This is a genomic window from Pseudomonas sp. No.117 (genome assembly GCF_054558395.1).
Genome location: NZ_BAAJNP010000005.1, coordinates 99,185 through 123,463, shown reverse-complemented (window position 1 = coordinate 123,463; position 24,279 = coordinate 99,185). Strand labels below are relative to the sequence as shown.

22 protein-coding genes are annotated in these 24,279 nt (G+C 63.0%); all 22 read left to right on the top strand.

The genetic code is table 11. The features are described from left to right. Window positions 1-99: 99 nt before the first annotated feature. The 22 genes from ACYJP6_RS13310 to ACYJP6_RS13205 all read left to right on the top strand — a co-directional run bounded on the left by ACYJP6_RS13310 (window position 100) and on the right by ACYJP6_RS13205 (window position 24,274). Entirely contained in the window at window positions 100-837 is a 738-nt protein-coding gene (locus ACYJP6_RS13310; RefSeq protein ID WP_459475485.1) for a transporter substrate-binding domain-containing protein, read from the top strand. A 154-nt stretch (window positions 838-991) separates the two neighbouring features. After that, complete coding sequence (locus tag ACYJP6_RS13305; protein WP_459475484.1) at window positions 992-1,675, top strand: TerC family protein; 684 nt, start codon at window positions 992-994, stop codon at window positions 1,673-1,675. A 167-nt stretch (window positions 1,676-1,842) separates the two neighbouring features. Continuing rightward, window positions 1,843-2,856, top strand: coding sequence for an ABC transporter substrate-binding protein (locus ACYJP6_RS13300; protein WP_459475483.1), 1,014 nt, complete (start codon window positions 1,843-1,845; stop codon window positions 2,854-2,856). Between the two features lie 26 nt (window positions 2,857-2,882). After that, entirely contained in the window at window positions 2,883-3,764 is an 882-nt protein-coding gene (locus ACYJP6_RS13295; RefSeq protein WP_459475482.1) for a TauD/TfdA dioxygenase family protein, read from the top strand. Between the two features lie 14 nt (window positions 3,765-3,778). After that, window positions 3,779-4,660: an ABC transporter ATP-binding protein gene (locus ACYJP6_RS13290; RefSeq protein ID WP_459475481.1), complete on the top strand. Its 882-nt coding sequence runs from the start codon at window positions 3,779-3,781 to the stop codon at window positions 4,658-4,660. 15 nt (window positions 4,661-4,675) lie between these two features. Continuing rightward, a complete protein-coding gene (locus ACYJP6_RS13285; RefSeq protein ID WP_459475480.1) occupies window positions 4,676-5,542 on the top strand; it encodes an ABC transporter permease in 867 nt (288 codons plus the stop codon). 427 nt (window positions 5,543-5,969) lie between these two features. After that, on the top strand, window positions 5,970-6,326 hold the full coding sequence (locus ACYJP6_RS13280; protein WP_459475479.1) for a hypothetical protein: 357 nt from the start codon (window positions 5,970-5,972) through the stop codon (window positions 6,324-6,326). 354 nt (window positions 6,327-6,680) lie between these two features. Further along, complete coding sequence (locus ACYJP6_RS13275) at window positions 6,681-7,769, top strand: LLM class flavin-dependent oxidoreductase (RefSeq protein WP_459475478.1); 1,089 nt, start codon at window positions 6,681-6,683, stop codon at window positions 7,767-7,769. A 70-nt stretch (window positions 7,770-7,839) separates the two neighbouring features. Further along, window positions 7,840-8,787, top strand: a complete 948-nt coding sequence (locus tag ACYJP6_RS13270) for an ABC transporter substrate-binding protein (RefSeq protein WP_459475477.1) — start codon at window positions 7,840-7,842, stop codon at window positions 8,785-8,787. Further along, the gene (locus tag ACYJP6_RS13265) at window positions 8,784-10,109 is read left to right on the top strand and encodes an LLM class flavin-dependent oxidoreductase (RefSeq protein ID WP_459475476.1); all 1,326 of its coding nucleotides are present in this window, start codon (window positions 8,784-8,786) and stop codon (window positions 10,107-10,109) included. Before ACYJP6_RS13270 ends, ACYJP6_RS13265 begins: the two co-directional genes overlap by 4 nt. After that, window positions 10,110-11,291, top strand: a complete 1,182-nt coding sequence (locus tag ACYJP6_RS13260) for an acyl-CoA dehydrogenase family protein (RefSeq protein ID WP_459475475.1) — start codon at window positions 10,110-10,112, stop codon at window positions 11,289-11,291. It abuts the gene before it with no gap. A gap of 191 nt (window positions 11,292-11,482) precedes the next feature. Continuing rightward, a complete protein-coding gene (locus ACYJP6_RS13255) occupies window positions 11,483-12,442 on the top strand; it encodes an ABC transporter substrate-binding protein (RefSeq protein ID WP_459475474.1) in 960 nt (319 codons plus the stop codon). A 74-nt stretch (window positions 12,443-12,516) separates the two neighbouring features. Next, window positions 12,517-13,404, top strand: a complete 888-nt coding sequence (locus ACYJP6_RS13250; protein WP_459475473.1) for a LysR family transcriptional regulator — start codon at window positions 12,517-12,519, stop codon at window positions 13,402-13,404. A gap of 1,110 nt (window positions 13,405-14,514) precedes the next feature. After that, a complete protein-coding gene (locus ACYJP6_RS13245; protein ID WP_459475472.1) occupies window positions 14,515-15,222 on the top strand; it encodes a helix-turn-helix domain-containing protein in 708 nt (235 codons plus the stop codon). 190 nt (window positions 15,223-15,412) lie between these two features. Continuing rightward, window positions 15,413-15,979, top strand: a complete 567-nt coding sequence (locus ACYJP6_RS13240; RefSeq protein WP_459475471.1) for a hypothetical protein — start codon at window positions 15,413-15,415, stop codon at window positions 15,977-15,979. A gap of 55 nt (window positions 15,980-16,034) precedes the next feature. Then, window positions 16,035-16,469, top strand: coding sequence for a winged helix-turn-helix domain-containing protein (locus ACYJP6_RS13235; protein ID WP_459475470.1), 435 nt, complete (start codon window positions 16,035-16,037; stop codon window positions 16,467-16,469). A 289-nt stretch (window positions 16,470-16,758) separates the two neighbouring features. Then, window positions 16,759-17,247 (top strand): hypothetical protein, encoded by a 489-nt coding sequence (locus ACYJP6_RS13230; RefSeq protein ID WP_459475469.1) that lies wholly within the window; start codon window positions 16,759-16,761, stop codon window positions 17,245-17,247. Between the two features lie 390 nt (window positions 17,248-17,637). Continuing rightward, a complete protein-coding gene (locus ACYJP6_RS13225) occupies window positions 17,638-19,812 on the top strand; it encodes a GNVR domain-containing protein (protein ID WP_459475468.1) in 2,175 nt (724 codons plus the stop codon). Window positions 19,813-19,828: 16 nt separating this feature from the next. Further along, window positions 19,829-21,013, top strand: coding sequence for a polysaccharide biosynthesis protein (locus tag ACYJP6_RS13220; protein ID WP_459475467.1), 1,185 nt, complete (start codon window positions 19,829-19,831; stop codon window positions 21,011-21,013). A gap of 1 nt (window position 21,014) precedes the next feature. After that, a complete protein-coding gene (locus ACYJP6_RS13215; protein ID WP_459475466.1) occupies window positions 21,015-22,175 on the top strand; it encodes a polysaccharide pyruvyl transferase family protein in 1,161 nt (386 codons plus the stop codon). Between the two features lie 7 nt (window positions 22,176-22,182). Next, a complete protein-coding gene (locus ACYJP6_RS13210) occupies window positions 22,183-23,187 on the top strand; it encodes a hypothetical protein (protein ID WP_459475465.1) in 1,005 nt (334 codons plus the stop codon). Further along, window positions 23,180-24,274: a glycosyltransferase family 4 protein gene (locus ACYJP6_RS13205; protein WP_459475464.1), complete on the top strand. Its 1,095-nt coding sequence runs from the start codon at window positions 23,180-23,182 to the stop codon at window positions 24,272-24,274. Before ACYJP6_RS13210 ends, ACYJP6_RS13205 begins: the two co-directional genes overlap by 8 nt. The last annotated feature ends 5 nt before the right edge of the window (window positions 24,275-24,279 follow it).

Sequence of the window (24,279 nt, the reverse complement as noted above, 5' to 3'; positions counted from 1 at the left end):
CCGAAAGGAGGCGTGCGGAATCCGGCCGGAGCGGGCAGTATCGGGAGGTGGCGGTGCGTCAGCACCGCCCCATCCCGTCGACGACCTCGAGGAGCTCCTATGACCCCATCCGCAGCGGTAATGGCCGAACTGGCTCCGCAGGGCAACCTGCGCGCGGCCATCAACTATGGCAATCCGGTCCTCGCCCAGCGTGGTGCGGATGGCGAGCCGGCGGGCGTCTCCGTGGCCCTGGCCCGCGCGCTGGCCGAGCGCCTGGGCGTACCCCTGCAGCTGATTACCTACGATGCCGCCGGCAAGGTCTTCGCCGCCCTGGAGCAGTGCGCCTGGGACCTGGCGTTCCTCGCCATCGAACCGGTACGGGCGGCGCAGATCGCCTTCAGCGAACCCTATGTCATCATCGAGGGTACCTATCTGCTGCGCGAGGAGGATCCGGCGCGCCAGGTCGCCGAACTGGATCACGCCGGACGGCGGATCGCCGTCGGGCAGGGCGCCGCCTACGACCTCTACCTGAGCCGCACCCTGACCCAGGCGGAACTGGTGCGGGCGAGTACCTCTGCGACCGCCATCTACTGGTTCGTCGAGCAGGGGCTGGACGCCGTAGCCGGCGTGCGTCAGCCACTGGAGACCTACGCCGCGGCCCATCCTGGCTATCGGGTGCTGGAGGACAGCTTCACCGAGATCCGCCAGGCCATGGCCGTGCCCAAGGGCAAAGATGCAGCGGCGGCCTTCGTGCAAGCCTTTCTCGACGAGCAGCTGCGCAACGGCTTCGTCGCCCGGGAGCTGGCCGCCAGCGTCCAGGGCGACGTCCGTCTCGGCACGCCCGCGATTCCCTCCTGAGGCGAGAGGGCACCGGCAGGGCGGTCCGACGTGCCTTTGTCGCGCACTGCCAGGACGAGGTCGCCGCTATCCGCCCTTTGGCGAGCGCGGGATGAAATCATCGGCGCGTCCTGCTGCCAAAGGGCAGTCCATCGTTTTCGCTTCGAGGTTTCCCTTGCTCGCCACCCTGTCCGATCCCGCCTTTCTCGCCGGTCTCCTGCAGATCGTCATCATCGATATCCTGCTCGGCGGCGATAACGCCGTGGTCATTGCCCTGGCCTGCCGGCGCCTGCCCGAGGCGCAACGGCGCAAGGCCATCCTCGGCGGTGTCGCCGGCGCCGTGATCCTGCGCATCCTGCTGCTGTTCGTCGCCAGCTACGTACTGGGCTGGCCGCTGCTCAAGGTGGTCGGTGGCGTATTACTGCTGTGGATCGGCATCAAGCTGCTGATGCCCGAGGAAGACGAGGCGGACGTCAAGGCCGGTACCACCCTGGGCCAGGCGATCTGGATCATCATGGTGGCCGATGTGGTGATGAGCCTCGACAACGTCATCGCCGTGGCGGGTGCGGCCCAGGGGCATCTGGGCCTGGCCATCACCGGGGTGCTCATCAGCATTCCCATCATCATCTTTGGCAGCCAACTCATCCTGAAGCTCATGGAAAGGTTTCGCTGGCTGGTCGTGGCCGGCGCGGGGCTGCTGGGCTGGATCGCCGGCAAGCTCATCGCCAGCGACGAACTGCTGCAAGGCTGGCTCGGCACCGCCGACTGGCCCTGGGCGCCCTATGTCGCGGGCGTATTCGGTGTCCTGTTCGTCCTGGCGGTGGGCCAGGTGCTGGCGCGGCGGACGGCTACTGCCTGAAGTTGCTGAGCCCGAGCGGCAGCAGGGTGCGAGCAGCGCCAAGCGGGGCGACGCTCTCTACCTGCCGGCGCTGCATATGGTTAGACAAATTCCGTCTTTACCAAAGGTTATAACAACTCATTAGCCTATAACGCTTTCGGATAGCCGATCGGCACGGAGCGTGGTGGATGAGCAGGGTAGGGAAGGGATTGAGCGGGATCGCCGCACTGATCGGGGCGCTGGGTTTGGGCCTCGCGGGTAGTGCTGCCGCCGAAGGCAGGATCGGCATCGCCCAGCAATTCGGCATCGGCTACCTGATCCTCGACGTGGTGCGCGATCAGCAACTGATCGAGAAGCACGGCAAGGCCGCCGGGCTGGATATCCAGGTGGACTGGAACAGCATCTCCGGCGCCACTGCCATGAACGAGGCGCTGCTGGCCGGTTCGCTGGACGTGGTTTCGGCCGGCGTGCCGCCGATGCTGACCGTCTGGGACCGTACCCGTGGCCGGCAGAACGTCAAGGCCATCGCCGCCCTGGGCGCCATGCCCAACTACCTGCTGAGCAATCGCGCCGAGGTCAAGTCGATCAAGGATCTGACCGACCAGGATCGCATCGCCGTACCGGCGGCGGGCGTGGGCTTTCAGTCGCGCACCCTGCAGATCGAGACGGCCAAGGTGTTCGGCGCTGCCCAGTTCAAGAAATTCGATGCCATCAGCGTGAGCCTGCCGCATCCCGATGCCAGTGCCGCTCTGATGGCCGGCGGTTCGGAAATCACCACTCACTTCTCCAGTCCGCCGTTCCAGTACCAGGCGCTGGAGAATCCCCGGGTGCATCGCATCCTCAGCAGCTACGACGTCCTCGGTGGGCCGGGCACCTTCAACGTGCTCTATACCACCGAGAAATTCCACGACGAGAATCCCAAGACCTACCGCGCCTTCTATGACGCCCTGGTGGAAGCCGCCGCCTTCATCCGCGCCAACAAGGCCGCAGCCGCGGAGGCCTATATCCGCGTCGAGCATTCCAAGCTGCCGCTGGCCCTGGTGCAGCGCATCGTCGAGGACCCGGAGATCGACTTCACCGTCGAGCCCCAGCGCACCTTCGTCTACGCCCAGAAGCTGCATGAGCTGGGCGTGCTGAAACACCAGGCTGCCTCCTGGCAGGACTACTTCTTCCCCGAAGCCCACGAGCATTCCGGCAGCTGAGCTGGACCACCAAGGAGAAAACTCCAATGACTCTCGCATCCCCCCGTCCGGCCGCCGGCCAGACTTTCGAGATCCGTCCCTTCGGCAACCTGGGTGCCGAGATCCTCGGCATCGATCTGGCCCGGCCGCTCAATGCCGACGACTTCGCCCGCGTCCATCGCGCCCACCTGGACCACCATGTGGTGGTGTTTCGCGACCAGCGCATTACCCCCGAGGAGCAGATCGCCTTCAGTCGCCGCTTCGGCGAGTTGCAGATCCATGTCCTCAAGCAATTCCACCTGGCCGGCCACCCGGAGATCCTCATCGTCTCCAACATCGTCGAGGACGGTCAGCCGATCGGCCTGGGCGATGCCGGCAAGTTCTGGCACTCGGATCTCTCCTACAAGGAATTGCCGAGCCTGGGGTCCATGCTGCATGCCCAGGAGTTGCCGGAGGAGGGCGGCGATACGATCTTCGCCAACATGCACCTGGCCTACGACACCCTGCCGGAGGCGCTCAAGCGCCAGCTCGAAGGCCTGCAGGCCGAGCACTCCTACACCGCCACCTATGCCAAGCCCAAGTTCGAGGGCAACTGGCGGCCGACCCTGACTGCCGCGCAGCTGGCCGAGGTCAAGGCGGTGGTGCATCCGGTGGTGCGCACCCATCCGGAGAATGGCCGCAAGGCGCTGTTCGTCAGCGAGGGCTTCACCACCCATATCGTCGGCCTGCCGGAGGACGAGTCCCGCGACCTGCTGGCCGAGCTGCATGCCCACAGTGTCAAGCCCGAGCACCTCTACCGTCACCAGTGGCAGCCCCACGACCTGGTGTTCTGGGACAACCGCTCGCTGCTGCACCTGGCCGCCGGCTGCCCGAACCACCTGAGACGCAAGCTGTATCGCACCACCATCCAGGGCGATGCGCCCTTTTGAGGGAGGAGACGACCATGAACGCTTCTCTCGCTTCCCGTCCGCACCTGACCCTGGCGCAGACCCAGCCGCTGCTGCAGGTGCAGGACCTCGACCTCGAATACCGCACCCGCGACCGCCGGGTGCGGGCTACCCACCAGGTGTCCTTCGAGGTCTACGGCGCCGACCGTTTCGTCCTGCTCGGCCCCTCCGGTTGTGGCAAGTCAAGTCTGCTCAAGTCGGTGGCGGGCTTCCTGCCGCCGCTGCAGGGCGAGATCCGCCTGGAGGGCAAGCCAGTCAAGGGGCCCGGACCGGATCGCATCGTGGTGTTCCAGGAGTTCGATCAGCTGCCGCCGTGGAAGACGGTGCTGGAAAACACCATGTTCCCGCTGCTCGCCAGCCGCCAGGCCAGTCGCGGCGAAGCCCGCGAGCGGGCGCTGCACTATCTGGACAAGGTCGGCCTGGCGCGCTTCGTCGATGCCTATCCGCACCACCTCTCCGGCGGCATGAAGCAACGGGTGGCCATCGCCCGCGCCCTGGCCATGCAGCCCAAGGTACTGCTTATGGACGAGCCCTTCGCCGCCCTGGACGCCCTGACCCGGCGCAAGATGCAGGAAGAACTGCTCACGCTCTGGGACGAGGTGCGCTTCACCCTGCTGTTCGTGACCCACTCCATCGAGGAGGCGCTGGTGGTGGGCAATCGCATCCTGCTGCTGTCGCCGCATCCGGGGCGGGTGCGTGCCGAACTCAATTGCCATCAGTTCGGCCTCGAGGATTTCGGCGGCGCCGACTTCCAGAGCACCGCGCTGCGCATCCACAACCTGCTATTCCCGGATGACGTCCAAACCCTGCCGCCCGAGGTGGCCGACGAACGCCTGCGCCTGCAGCAGGCCATCGTCCAGGGCCGCATTTCCTATTAGTCCTGAGGTAGACCCATGACACGACAGCCCCCGGTGCGGGCCGAATACCAGCGCGAGCTCGCGCCCCTGAACGACCTGCCGCTGGCGGTCGAACTGCCCCTGGCCACCCGCCTGTGGAGCCAGGCCTGGGTGCGGAAGCTGGTGATCCTGGCGATCCTCATGCTGGCCTGGGAAGTGGCCGCCCGCTGGCAGGGCAACGACCTGCTGCTGCCCAGCTTCCTGCAGACCGCCGCCGCCTTCTGGGATGGCCTGGTCACTGGCGAATTGCCGACCAAGGTGGCCATCTCCCTCGGCACCCTGCTCAAGGGCTACCTGCTGGGCGTGGTCCTGGCCCTGGCGCTGAGCGCCCTGGCCGTCTCCACCCAGTTCGGCCGCGACCTGCTCGATACCCTGACCTCCATGTTCAACCCGCTGCCGGCCATCGCCCTGCTGCCGCTGGCACTGCTCTGGTTCGGCCTGGGCGAGAACAGCCTGGTCTTCGTGCTGGTGCACTCGGTGCTCTGGCCCATGGCGCTGAACACCTATTCGGGCTTTCTCGGTGTCTCCGACACCCTGCGCATGGGTGGGCGCAACTATGGCCTCAGGGGGCTCAGATACGTCGGCCTGATCCTCATCCCGGCGGCGCTGCCGGCCATCGTCTCGGGCCTGAAGATCGGCTGGGCCTTCGCCTGGCGCACCCTGATCGCCGCCGAGCTGGTGTTCGGCGCCTCCAGCGGCAAGGGCGGCCTCGGCTGGTACATCTTCCAGAACCGCAACGAACTCTACACCGACCGCGTCTTCGCCGGCCTCGCCGCGGTGATCATCATCGGCCTGCTGGTGGAAGGCCTAGTGTTCGCCACCCTGGAACGGCTGACGGTGAAGAAGTGGGGGATGCAGCGGTAGGGGCTTGGTTCTGTTGGGCTGCCTCTGATTTCGTAGTAGCGGCCGCATCTGCGGACCGCCATGGCCGCGATGATGATGAGAAATGGGCATAGTTCTATCGCGGCCATGGGCCGCTCCTACGGAGACATCCATCCCGACGGATCGCCTGATTGCGGTAATACGGGAAGACATCAATTTCGCTGCAAAAGCGAGGAGGTGATGGCATCGAAGCCCGATACCCCGTGCTAGCCAGGGCTCAAACCGCTATCCCTTGGTGGCGCCTTGTCCTAGCATCGACAAGGCACCTTCCTTGAAGAGGTTCCGCTCATGTACGCCTTCCGCACCGAGCCTTTGACTCCGCTGACCGCGATGCCCTCAGCATCCATGTTGGACGCTGTGCATGCTCTGGCACAGCGCCGGTCTGCTCGGTTCGATAGGAAGGTCGTCCATGTCCAAAGAACTCCTGGGAATTTCCGCCATAGCGCTGATGATCGTTGGCGAGGCTTGCATCATCTACGGTGAGCTGGCTGCGGCGCGCCTGGCGTCCACTGCCAGCTTCGACTGGCGCGATGTTTTGCTACTGGCGCTCTTCGCCTGCTTTTCGGGGCTCTGCCTGTTGCTGGCCTATGCCCTGGGATACCTGGCTACCGGTAACATCTGGCTGGTCGCAGTGGTATCCGTTCTGGTCCTGTTGATCTGCGAGCCGGCTCTGATTTGGCTACTGTTCCGAGAGCTGCCGGGTCGCGGGGCCTTTATCGGTTTCATCCTGGGTGCCTTGGGCTTGGCCGCTACGATCTGGCTTTGAAAACTCCAGGCTCGAGCCGACCGCTCAGCCAGGGGCCCCGGTGGATGGAGGCCATGGTGGTCCGCCAACGCGACCGCCGCTCCAGGCTTGCCTAGTATCTGTAGGAGCGGCCCATGGCCGCGATAGAGGCATGCCCAGGCGCCATCCTCATCGCGGCCATGGTGGTCCGCCGAGGCGGCCGCTTCTACGCCATCGTCCGAATTTGAAAATCCAGTTTTAAATGCGCGTAGTAAATAAAACTCGAATTAGGATATGCGCATAAAGAATTTCCCTCTAATACCCTGCCTGCCTAAGGTGAACCCCAGCCAACGCCTTCCCTGAAGGCATCCCTTCACCTCGGCACGGGATCCATCCATGAGCGTTCAATTCCTCGGCATGATCGGCCATCGCCTCACTTCGGAGATCATCGCCCCCTCCGGTCCCATCTTCGACAAGGGCTACGTCTCCCGCTTCGCCCAAGCCCACGAGCAGGCCGGTTTCGACCGTATTCTGGTCGGCTACTGGTCCGATCAGCCCGATGGCTTCCTGGTTACCGCGCTGGCGGGGCAGGCGACGCAGAAGCTCAAATTCCTGCTGGCCCACCGGCCTGGTTTCGTCGCCCCGACGCTGGCGGCGCGCAAGCTGGCGACCCTCGACCATCTGCTCGACGGCCGCCTGGCGGTGCACATCATCAGCGGTGGCAGCGACCTGGAGCAGCGCAAGGACGGCGACTGGCTCGACCACGACCAGCGCTACGCTCGCACCGAGGAATTCCTCGATGTGGTGCGCCAGGAGTGGACCAGCGCCCAGCCCTTCGATCATCAGGGTGAGCATTACCGGGTAGCAGGCGGTTTTTCCGCCATCAAGCCGCTGCAGCAGCCGAGCCTGCCGGTCTATTTCGGCGGCTCTTCGCCGGCGGCGCTGCGGGTGGCGGGCAAGCACGCCGATGTCTTCGCGCTGTGGGGCGAATCCCTGGCCCAGACCCGCGAGACCATAGCAGCGGTCCGCGCCGAAGCCGCACGCCACGGTCGCTCACCGAAATTCAATGTCTCCTTCCGGGTGATCCTCGGCGACACCGAGGGCGAGGCCTGGGACAAGGCCGAGGCCATCCGCCAGCAGGCCAAGGCGCGCCTCGACGCCCAGGGCGCGGTGCATCCGGCCAAGCCAGAAGCAGTGGGCGCCCAGCGGCTGCGCGACACCGTGGCCCTCGGTGATCGCGTGGACCGACGCCTTTGGACCGGCATCGCCGCCCTGGTCGGCGGCGGGCACAACTCCACTGCCCTGGTGGGCACCGCCGAACAGGTGGCCGATGCCCTGCTGGACTACTACGACCTGGGCGTCGACAGCTTCCTGATCCGCGGCTTCGATCCGCTCAACGACGCCGTCGAATACGGCCGCGAGCTGATTCCCCTGACCCGAGAGAAGGTCGCCGCGCGCCTGGCCGGCGCTCGTCGCACCGGCTGACACTTTCTGACCAACCCACCGCGCGACCGTACCCACGGAGCGCTCCCGATACCCTCGAGGAGACGCCTTCGTGAACAAGGGATTGCTAGTCGCCGCCGGCCTCTTGGCCGGCACCCTCACCAGCCTGGCCCAGGCGGTCACCCTCACCATCGGTGACCAGTTCTACTACAGCAGCACCCTGCTGGAGCAGGCCGGTGAGCTGAAAGACCTGCCGTACCAGATCGAGTGGAAGAGATTCAACGCCGGCGGGCCGGTGGTGGAGGCGCTCAACGTCGGCTCCATCGACCTGGGCATCGTCGGCGACACCCCGGTGATCGCCCTGGCGGCCCGCGGCGGACCGGTCAAGGTGGTGGCGGTGACCCGCAATCGTCCGGACGGCACCGCCATCGTGGTCGGCAGGGATTCGCCGATCAAGACGGTGGCCGACCTCGCCGGCAAGCGGGTGGCCATCTGGAAGGGCTCCTGGAGCCAACAACTGGTCTATTCGGCGCTGGAACAGGCCGGCCTGCCCAGCGATGCCCCGCACTACAGCTACCTGATGCCCACCGAGGCGGTCGCCGCCGTGAGCCAGGGCACCCTGGACGCCACCGCCACCTGGGAACCCTACGTCAGCATGGTGGAGCGCCAGGGCGGACGGGTGCTGGTCACTGCCAAGCACTTGATGCCGGCCCCGGTCTACGTGGTGGCCAACACCGGCCACCTGGACGAAAACCGCGCCGCCATCGGTGATTTCGTCGCCCGCCTGCAACGGGCCCGCAGCTGGGCGCGCGATCACGTCGACGTCTATGCCCAGGCCTGGGCCAAGCGCAACAACTCCGATCCGGCCATCGCCGAAAGCTGGTTCCGCCGCGACGCCACCTGGGTCGAGCCGATCAGCGCCCAGACCCTCGCCGACGGCCAGAAGACCGCCGATTTCCTGGTCAAGGCCGGGGTGTTGCAGCAGCCCTACGACGTCAAGCCGCTCTATGACCAAAGCTTCAACCGCTATCTGCAGACGCCCCGGGAGGCCAGCCGATGAGCCGTCAACTGCACCTCGCCGGCTTCCTGCTGGCCGGCCCGGTGGTCCATAGCCACGCCGTCTGGCGCCACCCCGAGACCCAGGGCGACTTCCTCGACCCCGACTACTATGTGCGCGCGGCTAAGGCGTTGGAGGAGGGGCTGTTCGACTTCCTGTTCTTCGCCGACCGCCTGGCGGTGGGCGACCAGCTCGGCGGCTCGCGAGAGACCGCGCTGCGTCTGGGTGCCCAGGATGCCACCCGGCTCGACCCCTTGCCGCTGCTCTCCTACCTGGTGGCCCATACCCGCCACCTGGGCCTGGGCTGCACCCGCTCCACCACCTACTACGAGCCGGCCCATGTGGCGCGGGCCTTCGCTACTCTTGACCACCTGTCCCGCGGGCGGGCGGCCTGGAACATCGTCACCTCGATGAACGACAGCGAAGGTCGGCTGTTCGGCAAGGAGCGTCACCTGGAGCACGACCTGCGCTACGACCGTGCCGACGAATTCGTCGAGGTGGCGGTCAAGCTCTGGCGCAGCTGGGGACCGCAGGCCCTGCGCCTGGATCGCGAGGCAGGCGTGCTGGCCGATCCGGCCCAGGTGTGCGCCCTGGATCACCGTGGCGACTGGTTCCGGGTGGAGGGTCCGCTCAATATCCCGCGCAGCCCCCAGGGGCGGCCGGTGCTGATCCAGGCCGGCTCCAGTGGCCGTGGCCGCCGCTTCGGCGCACGCTGGGCCGAGGCCATCTTCACCATCCAGCCGAACCTGGGCGCCATGCGCGCCTTTCGCGACGACGTACGCCGCCAGGTACTGGAACAGGGGCGCTCGCCGGACGGCTGCAAGATCCTCACCTCGGTGATGCCCTTCATCGGCGGCAGCGAAGCCGAGGCCCGTGCCAAGCAGGAAAGGCACAACGCCCTGGCGCAGCCCGAGGTGGGGCTGATCACCCTCTGCTCCCAGCTCAATATCGACCTGTCGCGCTTCACCCTGGATACCCCCTTGGGCGTGGTGACCGAGGTCGGCGAGCTGCCACCGGCTGCCGCCGAGAAACTCTTGGCCTTTGGCCGCCAGACCACCTTGGCGGAACTGGGCCGCAGCTATGCCGCCAGTGTGCGGGTGCCGCAACTGGTCGGCACCGGCGCCCAGATCGCCGAGCAGCTGGCCGAGTTGTTCGAAGCCGGTGGTTGCGATGGCTTCGTCATTTCCCCCGGCTACCTGCCGGGTTCCTTCGTCGAATTCAGCGAGAGCGTGGTGCCGCACCTGCAGCGCCGCGGCCTGTTCCGACGCCAGTACCAGGGCGAGACCCTGAGAGACCACCTGGGCCTGGGCCCGCTGGAGGACTAGATGAGCACATCCAAGGATGCCGAGGGCTGGCTGGCGCTGGCCCGTGAGATCGGCGCGGAATTCGCCGCTCGGGTGGTCGCCGACGAGCGCGACCGGATTCGTCCCGATGCCCAGTTGCACAGACTCAAGGACAGCGGCCTGACCAACCTGGTCATTCCCACGCGCCTCGGCGGCGCCGGCCAGCCCTGGTCGCTGGCCATGCGCGTGCTGCGCGAGATCGCCGCCGGCGATGGCTCGGTGGGGTTACTCTTCGGCTACCACCTGCTCAACACCGTGAACCTGCGCCGCGAGCCCCAGCCGAGGCGTGACCGCTTGTTGGCCGAGATCGCCGAAGGCCGGTTGTGGCTGGCCGGGGTGGTCAATCCACGGGATGACGACATCCTCGCCACCCCCGTCGCTGGCGGCGGTTATCGGCTGACCGGGCGCAAGGGTTTCTGCAGCGGCGCCGCCTTCGCCGATCGGCTCACCATCAGCGCTCGTGACCGGGAGAGCGGGGCACGCCTGATGGTCACCCTGCCGGCGGACCGTCCCGGACTGGCCTATGCCGACGACTGGGATCACTTCGGCGTGGCGCGCAGTGACAGCGGCAGCTTCACCCTCACGGAGGTCTGGGCCAGCGCCGCGGAAGCCCAGGTCTGCGACCTGGAGGATGCCGGCGATTTCGCGGCGGTGATCCGCACCCCGGTCAACCAGTCGGCCTTCACCCAGTACTACTTGGGCGCCGCCCAGGGAGCACTGCGCGAGGCGCGGCGTTATTTACACGAAGAGGCACGGCCCTGGGTGCATTCCCTGGCCGAACGCGCCACCGAGGATCAACTGGTGCTGAGCCAGGTGGGCGAGCTGTGGATCGCCCTGCAGGGCGCCGTGGCCCTGGCGGACGTGGCGGCGCGGCAGGTGGACGCCTTGCTGGACGCCGACGGTGCCTTCACCGCCGAATTGCGCGGCGAAACGGCCATCGCCGTGGCCAGCGCCAAGGTGCTGGCCGCCCGTACCGCGCTGGATGTGACCACCCGGGTGTTCGACGCCCTCGGCGCCCGCGCCACCCACAACCGCCTGGGCCTGGACCGCTTCTGGCGCGATGTCCGCACCCACAGCCTGCACGACCCCCTGGCCTACAAGGTGCTGGAGGTCGGCCGCTTCGCGGTTAATGGCCAGTATCCCGACATCCGTGCCTACACCTGACTCAAGGTCTGCTGCGCGTCGGCCAAACGGCGTTGAAAAGACCCTGGGTCGCCAGCCCGGTCGGAATGCTCATTTACCATTCGTAAACTCGTTCGCGAGCCCGGTCCGCTTCCTCAGGTCTTTTCGTGGGGCCGCCTAGGCCTTGTTTGTCTCTAGCTCGCGAGCCTTTGAATAAGCACTAAGGATGCCCCATGCTGCGCAAGACCCTCGTTGGCTTCACCTTCGGCCTGCTGGCCGCCACCCAGGCCCTGGCTACCAGTCTCGTAGTGGGCGACCAGAGCTACAACGCCCGCACCGTGATGGAGGCCGCTGGCGTGCTGAACGACCTGCCGTACCAACTCGAGTGGAAGCAATTCACCGCTGGCTCGCCGGTGGCCGAGGCGCTCAACGTCGGCAGCCTCGACCTGGGCCTGCTGGGCGATGCCCCGCCATTGTTCCTTGGCGCCTTGGGTGCGCCGATCAAGGTGGTCGGCATCAGTCGCCAGAGTCTCGACGGGGTGGCGGTGCTGGTCCGCGGCGACTCCAATCTCCACCGCCTGGCCGATCTGCGAGGCAAGACGGTGGCCATCTGGAAGGGCTCCTGGAGCCAGCAGCTGGCGCTGGCCGCGCTGGACCGCGCCGGGGTGCCGCGCGACCAGGTGAACTTCCGCTATCTCAACGCCCTGGATGCCTCCCATGCCCTGGAAGGCGGTTCGGTGGATGCCATCGTCACCTGGGAGCCCTATGTCACCCAGGCCCAGCGCCAAGGTGCGCGGGTGCTGACCACCGCCGAGGGACTGATCCCGGCGCAGAGCTTCGTGGTCGCCAGCCAAGGGGCCCTGGACGACGCCGCCAAGCATGGGGCCATCGCCGACTTCCTCCAGCGCCTGCAACGCGCCCGTACCTGGGCCAACGCCGATCCCGAACACACCCGTCGCTACGCCGCCGCCTGGGCGGAACGCACCCGCGCCGACGCCGCCATCGCCCAGGCCTGGTTCGCCCGGGCGCATACCAGTGTCGGGCCGGTGACGCCCGCGGCCATCGCCCAGGCGCAGCGCACCGTCGACTTCTTCGCCGGCGAGGGCCTGGTGAAGGGCTATGATGCCAGCCGCCTGTTCTACGACGGCTTCGCGCAGAGCCTGGCGGAACCGGCGCAGACGGCGCAACGCTGAGCAGGGCGCAGCAGGGGAGGCGTTGCGTTATGCTTGGAGCGCATGTCCAGCAGCGGGAAGTCAGACGCCTCCTCATGAAGACCGTCGATATCGAAGCCTTTGTCGCGGTGATCCGCAGCGGTTCCCTCAATGCCGCCGCCCAGTCTCTGGGGCTGACGCAGCCGGCCATCACCCGGCGCCTGCAGAGCCTGGAGCAGGACCTGGGCGTCGAGTTGCTCGACCGCCATACCAAGCCGCTCAAGCCGACGCGCCTGGGCCAGGAGGTCTACGGCCATTGCCGCGCCATCCTGCGCGAGATGGACGCCCTGCGCGAGCGGGTGGCGGGCGATGCTCCGCCCTCCGGGCTGTTGCGCCTGGGCGTACCCCAGACCCTGGGCGATGCCCTCTTGCTGGATGCCGTGCGCGAGATCCGCGCCCGCTATCCCGAGCTGCGCACCCAGGTGGCGACCGGCTGGGGCAGCGTGTTGGTGAGTCGCATCGAGCATGGCGAACTGGACGGCGCCCTGGTGCTGTTCCCAGCCAACAAGGTGTTTCCCGACGGCGTCGAGGCCCAGGCCCTGGGCGCCATGCCCTTGCAGGTGGTCTGCGCCCGCGATCAGGCGCCGGCCAAGGCGCAGCGCCTCGCCGATATCCAGGGGCAGGGCTGGGTGCTCAATCCCGACGGCTGCGGCTTTCGCGCCAGCCTGCAACGCACCCTGGCCGAGCAGGGCCAGGCGCTGCGCATCAACCTGGAAACCTATGGCACCGAACTCCAGCTCGGCCTGGTGGCCGACGGCCAGGGACTCGGCCTGGTCCCGGCGCCGCTGCTGGCGCGCAGCGTCCACCGCGAACGCCTGGCGGCCATCCCGCTCAAGGACTTCAAGCCAGAAATCCAGCTGTGGCTGATCCACCCGCGTTTTCTCGGGCCGTTGCAGGAAGTGGTGTTGAGGTTCGCCGATCTGAGTAGCCGCCTTACCCAATAGCCTGCTACCTGGTTCTTACTTTCAGAGGCTCTTGTTGATGGTGACCACCATCGGCGCGGGCATTCTGTTACCTATACAGGCGTAGCACGAGCGACGGAGCGGCCTGCTCCTAGTTGCGGATAATCTCCTTCCACTCTTCTTGACAAATAATAACATTGACTTGAAACCGCTTGCCTAGAGCCTTTGCCACAATTAATTTTATCTCGAAATCTTCTTGCCAGGCACACCGAGAAGCGGTGCCACTAACCTCTATTCGGTTTCCGGTATAGGCGTGGGCGGCGTATTGCGTGCAGCATGCTGATGTAGGTTAATTAATTTGTGGGGGCAGGGATGGCACTTCGCACTGGGGATAGGCATAACGGTGACTATCTTGTCCAGACGATTTATCGTTGTAATTTTCTGTTGTTGTTCAGGCCGCCTTCCCGCAGGCGTCTTGACTTGATAACGCATAGGTTGCGGGCAGTAACCGGTGCCAAAGGAGATAGGCGTCTGACGCTAGATCAGGTCAATCTCTTGCTTGCGAAAGCCTATTCAGTTGCCACTGCACGAAAGTTGGATTCAGACCAACAGAAGGCAAGTCCTCGCTGGGGGGCTGGACTTCTACTTCAGAAATATCTGGCTTTTCAACTCAACGCTGATTCGGCAAAATCCGTGCAGGTCTTGAAAGAGAACGTCGACGTCTAGGGATAGGTTCTCCATGACTACGTCATCATATCTCTCTTTGATAGGTCAGTGACTACCAGATCTTCATCGCCGAATTAGAGTTCTATCATCTTTTTGATGACGGCTTCCCTGGTGCCATCTGTGCTTATCAGAACAGGCGGAGGTGTGCCAGCGTTTTCGCTTTGCCTTTCATAATAATCGGTACTGTATTCTGACTCGGTGCGGTTTGATTCTGGGTCTTGAATATTACGATGATGCTGGTTGTCCAGTCCAGGTTGGCCGGAGTAAGGCTGTTTGAGGAAGTGGTTATATGTTATTATTTCGAAATTTTGCATTGCTGGCAAAGCTTGGATTGGGTGTTACAGGTTATTTTTAACTGATCCATATGGTGGTTGGTAGGCCGGAAAATGTATTGGTGAATGGGTAGAGGGTGCAAAGGAGTTCGAGATGTCGGGGATGGAACTTAAGACAACAGAGGATGCCGAGCAGCGCGGGCGTCCCAGAAGACTCGGATGCCTTACCGCCAAGCCCTTTGTTGAGGCGCCTTTTCGAGTATTGGTCAGGCCAGCTCTTTCAGCGGGTACCGCCATAGTCCAAGAGTCGATGGACCTTGATTTTTTGATTCTCGAGCAACAACGGGGCGACGATAACGCTCGGGTGCTGGCAGAGATTGTCCGGTTGCGAGCGCTCAGTAAACGCACGGTTCTGCTGCTGGTAGTCCATGGCTGCTATCGCAGTGTCAGGCTGGATTATCTGAGGGCGGGAGTAGACGTGGTAGTCCAAGGTGGGCATCGCTGCGAGGCTGAAATCTCCGTCATATTAGATCGGTTGTACAAGAATGCCCGTGGCTTCGATTTCCTTCTGCTGCTGGATACGCTACGTCTGCAATTGACATCCGGAGATCGCACCGTAGAGCTTTCTTATTCGGAGATGGCGGCGTTACGGGCACTGTTGAGGGATACCGCGCATGTACTCAGCTATGATCAGTTGGCTACAACCTTTGGCATGAGTTCGCCGTATTACGACAGAGGTGCGCTATCGAAATCGGTAAGTAGGCTCAGGACCAGAATTCATTCGGTCTTCGGCGTCAATCTGATCGAAAGTATCAGAGGTTATGGCTACCGGCTCAATCGTGGGCTTTTGGACGTCAAATGAAGTTCCTACTGCTGCGTGCCTGCCCCCTATGAGCGTCTGCATCTTCCCTACGATGCACCAGCACGTCTATGACCGGGCCGGTCGACCGGTTGGGCACTACCTACGAGCGGGTCATCGGCGTGATTTCGTTGGGCGCTTGAAGCAACATCCAGCCAAGGCTCGGAGTTACGTCGACATCATTACGAACGAAATGCTGCTGCGTGCTCAGATATCGGCGCTTCAACTTGCGCCCGTAACTGGAGGCCGACCTGGCTGCAATACGGTGCTGTATTTCGTCGAGTGCGAGGTGCTTGCACTGTTGCAGGAGCCCAAGGTGGAGGAGCTGCAAGAGGCGGCAAATACCTTGCGACGTAGAAAGGCAACCCTCGTGCTGCGATTGTACGACGATTTCGAGAGTTTGCTGCCAAGGGGCAATTGCGCCCTGTTCACCGAGGCGCTCTGCCGGCTGCGTGAGCAGGGTGTACGGGTCGCTGTCGGAGCTTCCACTGACCCTGGGCAACTGGTTCGAGTGCTGCAGCGGCTGGGCTGTATTGACTATCTGTTCCTGAGTCTGAGTGGGCTGTCCACGGCTACGTCGTCCGCCATTCAGGCCAGGCATATCGGTGAAATGCGAGATCTCATGGTCGAGCAGATAAACGCGAACAGCATCCTGTTTGTCGCCTCTGGAATGGATACTGCGTACGCCAACGAATTGGCACAGTTCCTGCCATTCACCTACTGGATGGGTAGCTACCTTTCTGCGGCAGAGCGTCTCTGAGCGGTGTCGTGATGCTGATAGGAAAGTTCGTCGATTCGAGTAATCCGAGGTTGTCATGTTGAGCATTTCGGTCGAGGTAAGCGGCGCCCAAGGAGGAGTCGCCGCCACGAGCGGGGGTGGGTACCTAGTACCTAGCCTGAATGAAGAGTTGCATCACTGGATCTGCGGTCCGCAAGCAATGACTTGTGAGGGAGCCACGTGGACGCTGTGTACCGAGGCCAATAGCTTGGTGTTTCAGGGAAGTGAAGTGAGTCTTACTCATTTTGAAACGTTGATACTGGACGAATTGGTCCGGAGCAGGGGAGGGGTCGTGAGTAAAGAAAAGATCATTATCCGGCTCGGTCGCGATGCCGATCATTACTCAGGGCTGGAGATGTGCATGAGCCGCCTGCAGCGCAAATTCAAGAGCCACTTCGGGCAGCAGAGGCTCTTCGTTGCCGTACGTAACCGAGGGTACCGGCTAACCCAACGAATTTACCTGGCTGTGTGAATACGGTGTAAGAAGAGATTCGGCGGCCCAAGAAAGCCAGTTAATTCGAAGGCAGGTTTCTGAGTTTCTATCGTTGTTTTGGCAATAGTTGGGGGCTTGTCATGATCGTCAGGCGGATTGGGGGCTGCTTGGCGACTTTCTGGTATTGCTTCCGAGAAGGACTCTATCTTTGTAGAGGTGTCGCCGGGTCCGCAACAAAGAGTGAGAAGTAGAAATTCAATCGGATTGCGTTGCTCCTCACTAAAATAGCAATGGCAATGGCAATGGCAACGGCAGTCAGGGAGAGGCTATGGGCCTGAATAATGGTTTGGTTCTTCTGGCGGTTTTGTCGCTGGTATTCGCTCATGTGGTTCTAGTTAATTGTCGCTATGAATTATGGCGTCGAAAGGTAGCCGCATACGTGCAGGACGCCCTAGCCGATGATGATCTTTCCGTGTTCGAAAAAGCGCTGCTCCTGCGCGTGTTCTATGTCTCGCTACGATGGTGGTTTTTGCCCGCCACCTTAGTTGCGTCGAGCCTGCTGGTGCCCTGGCTGTGTTTTTCCCGACCTGAGGAGCGCTACGAGAAATTTTCTGCCAAGACGCTGCCGCTCCTGTTGCAGTGTCTGAAACTCCAATTGGTCAGACACCCTCTGGTCGCGTTCTCTGCGGGAATTCCCCTTATATTGTGGATACTCCTGATAAGCGCATTGGCCGTGCTCCTTCCAAGGGGCCGTAGGCCAAGAATGGAGGACCTGTTAAGAGTCTTGGGCAGTGGTTTGGCGCTGCTTCCGGAATGATGTTTAGCGAGTTGGCCGTAGGCGTGCAGATGTTTGTTATTTTTTGGCCGAAAAATACCGTTGTCTCTCTGTGTCGGTATTGGAAGAATGGCGGGGTGTGACAAGGCGAACAGGGCCGTCCGTATTGGGGTCGATTGAAAAGGATGCCTTTACAACCAGAGCGGTGGTCGGATTTTTCATCCGGCTAATCGCCAGGTCTTTGCAGAAGTTTGGCTGGTGATCCCCGTGCGTGCGGCCTCTATGAGTTAGGCCAATACGTCGCGGTGACGGCATCAAACGTATGAGGCCGCTCTGGCGAAAATCGAAGAGCGTGAGCTGTTGCCCCATGGCAAGGGCAGTGGCTTCCTATTGCCCATGAAAAGGCTTCAACTCGAATTAAGGATGCAGTAAGTGGCAGACGATCTCAGGGAATGGAAAGTATTGAGCAGGCAACTGTTCGTCGCCAGGAGGTTTATTGTCGGTGCCGTTGTCGCGGCGGGGCTGGTGGGCACCTTGTATTGTGTGCTCACGCCACCCGTTTTCCAGGCCAATGCGTTACTGCAGATCGAGTCCCAGAAAAGCGATATCTTCGGTAGTTCCGAACTTTCCCTGTTATTGGGCAGTTCGTCTTCTTCCGCCGCTGAGATCGAGATCATCAAGTCACGGTCGATCTTGGCGAAGGCCATCCAGTCCCTTGGCCTGGATGTCGACATCGAACCGGTACGCTTTCCGCTGATCGGCGGTGCCATCGCCCGTTGGTTGACGCCCGAGGATTCCAGTCCGGTCGCCCCGGTATTGGGCTTGTCCAGCTATGACTGGGGTGGCAGTCAGCTCGCCATCTCGCAATTGGAGGTGCCTTCGGCCCTGGAGTATCAGCCGCTGTCGTTGGTAGTCGAGGGCAAGGACAGCTTCGCGCTATACCAGGATGACCGCCTGCTGATGAATGGGCGAGTCGGCGAGCGGATTGAGCGACAAGGTGTCGTGCTTCGCGTCGAGCGCCTGGTTGCCAATCCGAACGTACGGTTCCAGGTCATCAAGACTCCAGCACTCTTCGCCGCCCTGGATCTACAGGAGCAGCTCGACGTCACTGAGCGCGGCAAGGATACCGGCGTACTCAATGCCGCGCTCGCCGGGACAGATTTCGCTCAAGCCAGGGCCCTGCTGCAACGAATACTCGAGCTGTACGTCCAGCAGAACCGTGATCGGGTATCGGCAGACGCCGCCGCCAGCCTGGTGTTCATCAGGAGCCAACTGCCCAAGGTGAAGGCTGATCTGGATCAGGCGGCGAATGCCCTGGACAGTTATCAGCGCAATGAAGGCAGCATCAATATCGATCTGGAAACCAAGGCTTTGCTGGATCAGATAGTGGGCTTGGAAGGAGAGCTGAGTAGCCTGCAACTGAAGAAGTCCGAGCTCGAGCGCCTCTATACGGCCAACCACCCGGCGCTCAAGACCCTCGAGAGTCAGATCGGCCTGTTGCAGCAGCGCCGGCAGCGGCTGCAGACGCAGAGCCGCGTACTACCCAATACACAGAAAGATCTGTTTAGTCTGACCCGCGACGTCCAGGTGGCCTCGGAAACCTATTCCCAATTGCTCAATCGCGCCCAGGAGCTGGCGGTCGTCCAGGCTGGAAGCCTCGGGAACGTCCGTATTCTCGACGACGCCGAGGTTGATGTACGCCATCCCGTAAAGCCCAGATTCATCCTGATCATAGCCGCCGCCACGTTGTTCGGCCTGTTTCTCGCGGTGGCGGTTTGTGTGATCCGCTTTTCGCTGCGGCCCACGCTGTCATCGATCAAGATGCTGGAGAGTTTCGCGCTACCGGTCTATTCGGCCGTGCCCTACAGCGTTGCGGAGAAGCGTATTCGCTCCGGCAAAGGTGCCAAGCCGCGGCTGGCGGGTAGCCCGCCGGCGGTACTGGCGGCGCGCTTCCCGCTGGAGAACGCCGTAGAGGCAATGCGGGCTCTGCGCACCAGCCTGCACATCCTGAGCGAGGACGCGCCGAACAATCTGGTGCTGATCGCGGGCGCCACCCCCGGCGTGGGCAAGACCTTCGTCTCGGTGAATCTGGCGAGCATCGTGGCCGCCACCGGCAAGCGTGTCTTGCTGATCGATGGCGACCTGCGACGGGGCCAGGTGCACTCGCTGTTGAACACTCCACTCGCTCCGGGGCTGGCCGATGCCCTGATCGACCGGATCGAGCACACCGGCTGCATCCATCCTACCTCCATAGACAATCTCTTCGTGATGCCAGGTGGTGCGCGCCGGGGCATAGGGTCGGAAGTCCTGCATGGCGACGGCCTCAAGTGGCTGCTGGAGCGCGTCGGAGCTGACTACGATGTGGTGATTCTGGACTCCCCACCGCTGCTGGTCGCCACCGACGGCGCCCTGCTCGCAGCGCATTGCGGCATCAAGTTCCTGGTCACCCGTCTAGGCGTGAACACCTTCCAGGAACTCGAGTTGGCGCTGCAGTCACTTGGCAATCTGGGTATCACAGCCACTGGGCTGGTGGTGAATGCCTCGGCGAACACCCGTGAGCAGAGTTATGGCTATTCGAGTTACTACGATGCTACGTCGGAGGCTTGAGGTTTTTACGCCCGGCGTGGGCCGATCCCTGGGCCGAGTGGCGGCGGCGCTGGGCGAGCAACTGGCCTATACCGGCGCCTTCTTCGTCGTCCAGCTGGTGGCGGCGCGCTGGTTGGGCACCGACGACTTCGCGCTGTTCGCCTCTTTGTATTCAGTGGTCATCCTGTTGAGTCTGATTCATGGCTGTGCGGTCTTCGATTCCCTGCTGCTGTTCGGCAAGCAGGGTGGTCGCCTGACGCTGAGCGGCCTGTTGACCGCTCATGCCGCCGTGGCGGCGGTGCTGTCGGTGGCGACGCTGTATCTCATCATCCTGGTTGGCCTCTCTTTGCCACTGGCGCTGCTGTTCGTGCTCGCTTGCGTCAGCTTCGCCCTCTATTGGACCGCGCGTGCTCTGGCCATCGTCAAGGGCCGGACCGGCTGGCTGATCGTTCCGCCGCTGGTACAAACCCTGCTGGTATTGCTGGCGCAGGAAACCTCCGCCAGGGGCGACATCGCCACGCTTCTGGGATGCATCGTGGTCGGCAGCGGCGTACCCGCGTTGTTCATCTATCGCCACCTCAACAGAGGCGTGGACTACCGTCTGGGTGCAGGACGGGGCAAAGCCTTCATCAGTGTCAATCTGCTGGCCCAAGTCATCTTCTGGGGTTTGACCCATGGCCTGGTCATCTACTTCTTCCTGCGCGGTGCACCGGAGCAGGCGGGGAGTCTGAGGATCAGCCTGACGTTGCTGCTACCCGCGCAGTACTTCTGCATCGCGCTTTCCAACCAGGTGTTGCCGCAACTGATCGGCATGCTCGCGAAGCAGCAGCGACGGGCCTTCGTCAGCCGTTCGCTACAGCTGCTGGCCGCCTGTGTCGTGTTGAGTGCGCTCTATGCCGGGGCCTTGGCCCTCGGGGTGGGCGAAGCGCTGCACTCTTTGTTCGGTAAGTCTTTTGGTGGCGTCCACGGCGGCGTGCTGCTGGTGCTGCCAGTGGCCTTCGCGCTCGTACAGGTTGGACGCACCCTGCTCAAAGCGAGTGGTGACTACCGGCTGTTGTTGTTCTGCACGCTGCTGGGCCTGGTGGTCGTGATGATCAGTGAGGTCATCGCCCAACCGCGAGCAGATCAGATACTTGTTTATGGCGTCGTGTCCGTTGCCCTAGCCCTGGGGCTGGCGAGTGGCCGACTGCTGCGGAAAATCAATGTCAAGGATGGTGAGTGAGATGAACATTCTAGTGGTTGGCGTGCCGTTCAGCCGCAACCTGGGTGATGGGGTCATCTTCGACAACCTCCGCTACCTGTACAAGAAGCACAGCCGCTTCTCCCGCGTCATTCCGCTAGACCTCGCCGGGCGCGAGACCTTCGAGTCCGGCGATCGGCCGGTGTCCAACCGGGTCGCCTTGTTCTCCAAGCTGCCAGGGTTCACCCGCAAGATCGCAGTCGCCGCCTTCATCCTGGCCAATTTCCTCTGTCGCTGGCGACGCGGCTGGAAGACCAAGGTGCTCGCTGCCGACGTCATCGTCATTGGCGGGGGACAGCTGTTCCTCGACGAGTCCCTGAATTTTCCCCTCAAGCTCTATCTGTTTTCCCGGTTGCTGAAACACAACCCTTCAGCCAATCGCTACATCGCCTTCGTCGGGGTCGCGCCGTCCCTCAGTCGGTTCGGTCGTTTCCTGTTTCGCGCTGCGCTCGACAACATTCGCCCGCAATCCGTCACCCTGCGTGACCCTGAATCCCGTACCCGCTTCGCCGAGCTTATCAGCACGCGCTATCCCCTGGCGGTGGCGGCAGATCCTGCGTTGTTCTCGGCCGAGTGCTACGGCGTTCCCAGCCGCAACCGGACGCGGGTAGAACGTGTTGGTCTATGCATCGCCGATCCACGCGGCCTTGATGTCGAGGGACGACTGGGTGAAGGCTTCCATGCTGGTCTCGCCGAGTATTTTTCGACGCTGGCCAGGGCGTTACATGATGCGGGTTATCAAGTCGCGCTGTTTACCAATGGTGCCTTGGAAGACGAGGCGCTCAAGGATGATATCCATCGCAACCTGGGGCTTGCCGAGGTCCAGCGTCTTGAACGCCCCCTTACCCCAGGTGCCCTGGTGGACAACATCGCCACCTTCGACCTGCTGGTGGCGCACCGGCTGCACGCCAACATCATCGCCCTGGCGCTGGGCGTGCCCTCCATCGGCCTGCGCTGGGATGCCAAGGTCGAATCCTTTTTCCGGATGAGTGGGCGGTCGGAGGCCTTCCTGAATGATCTGGTACCGACCGTGCCGACGACTCTGGCTCGTCTCGAGGCCATCACCGGCACGGCCGCACCACAGGCGGCGGAGGCTCTCGCCGCCAGCGTCAGGGCTACCGTCGCCGCTCAGGTTCAGCGGTAGGCACGTCATGGCCATTCCCGTCGCCTACCGTTTGCTGCTCGGGCTGCTGAGCTGCTGCCTGGCCCTGCTGGTCACCCTGCATCAGGACGAGCTGCTGCCTGCCTATTTTTTCACCGACGCAGGGACCATCAGCAACCTCATCAGCTACGTCGATCTGCAGTCGGCGGAGCAGGATTCCTTCGTTGCCACCGCCTGGGTGTTCAAAACCCTGGGAGGCGATGGCGGCCAGTTGCTCATCATCCTCACCGTTATGGCGGTGTGTCTGCTGATCTGCCACTGCATCCAGACGCCGTTGCACCTGGTGGTCGCGCTGGTCTACCTGGTGCCCTTGCTGCTTTACAACCTCAAGCTCTCGAAGGAAACCATTGTCCTGGTACTGAACCTGACCTGCATCGCCGTGGCTCTGCTGTGCCGGCGCCACGCCATGCAGGTGGTTCTGGTGGTAGCCCTCTACCTCATCTACGCCTGTTTCTTTCGGGTGTATTACGCACTCGTAGCGCTGCTGATCCTGTTTTTCGGACTGTTCTGGGCGGTCAAGCCACCCATGCGAACGATCTTGCTCGCGCTCTTGGTGCTGGCTTGCCTGGCCATCCCGCACGATGTCTGGAGCAGCCTGCAATTGCCGCGAGATCAGGTGAATCAGTCGCGTGAAGGACTCAGCGATTCCAAGACGCTCTTTACCAACCTGCTGACGCCCGATGGGCTGGCCACGGTACTACCCAACTCGGGCTACGCCGCAGTGCGCTTCTATTTCGCGCCGCTGTTTTCGCTGCGTGTTCAGGAGCTGTTGCTGGCCGCGGTGCTGTGGGGAATGACGCTGCTGCTGTTCAGCAAGCGTAATTCGGGCCACGTGCTGGCCAGCCTCGCCATCGCCAACTTCCTCATCCAGACCTTCTTCGAGCCCGACCTGGGTTCCTTTCTCCGGCACCTTTGTGCCTATGCCTTCTGTCTGTTCGCCTTACCCACCCAAACGGCAGTGATCGAGTCAACGCAGGAGCGAACCCATGGCTGAATTTATGAAGGTGTTGCACGTGGCCGAGACCGTCAAAGGCGGAGTCGCCAGTTACCTGAATCTGCTGGAGCGACAGGCCGCCGCATTGCAATGCGAATTTTACTTCCTGGCGCCTGCCAGCCAGCGTGATCAGCTCGATGTCGCCCACCTGCTGACGCACAGACATAGGCGCAGCTTGACCGGCGTCCTGGGCCTGGCCCGCGCCATCCTGCATGCGGTGGAGGAGACGGGGGCCAGCGTGGTCTACGCCCATAGCACCTTCGCTGGCTTGGCGCTGTGCCTGGCTACCATGCGCTTGGATCGGCGAATTCGTACGCTCTATTGCCCGCATGGTTGGGCCAGTCTGCGCAAGTCCAGATCCTGGGTCTCCTATTGCGTCAGGACCGTGGAGCGTGCCATTTCCCACGTGCCCTCCGGAGTGGTCAACATCTCGCGCTTCGAACACGCCTACAGCCGCTCGATGGGCTTCTCCCCACGTTGTGTGCTCATCGAGAACACCGTGCTGCCCAGCGGGCCCGCGGTGACTCAGTCCCCGCTGTTTGATCCCGCAGTCATCAATGTACTCTTCGTCGGTCGTTTCGATCGGCAGAAGGGCTTCGATATCCTCTGCGATGCCATGCGTTATCTGAATCGTCAGGCACCGGGGCGATTCTGCTTCCATCTGGTTGGTGATGTAGTGCTGCGTGACCATCAGCAGGATTTCGCCTTCGCCAAGAACATCCACTATCACGGCTGGGCGGCGGCGGACGAGATCGACTTCTACTACCGCAACGCCGATTTCCTGGTCGTCCCTTCGCGTTGGGAGGGCTTCGGCCTCTGCGTGCTGGAGGCCTTCCGCAATGGCCTGCCGGTCATCGCCAGCCGCTCGGGGGCCTTGCCCGACCTGGTCGAGCACGAGCGCACTGGCTTGCTGTTCGACGGTACGGCGGAGCACCTGTGCGAGCAACTCTGCGCGGTCACGCGTGAGGACAAGCTGCGCTGGGGCGAAAGATGCCTGCAGGCCTACGGCCAACGCTTCGCCCTGGAACGCTTCGTCGGTGCCTATCGGGCGTTGTTGCATCCACTGGCATCCGAGCCTCAAGCATGAGGCGT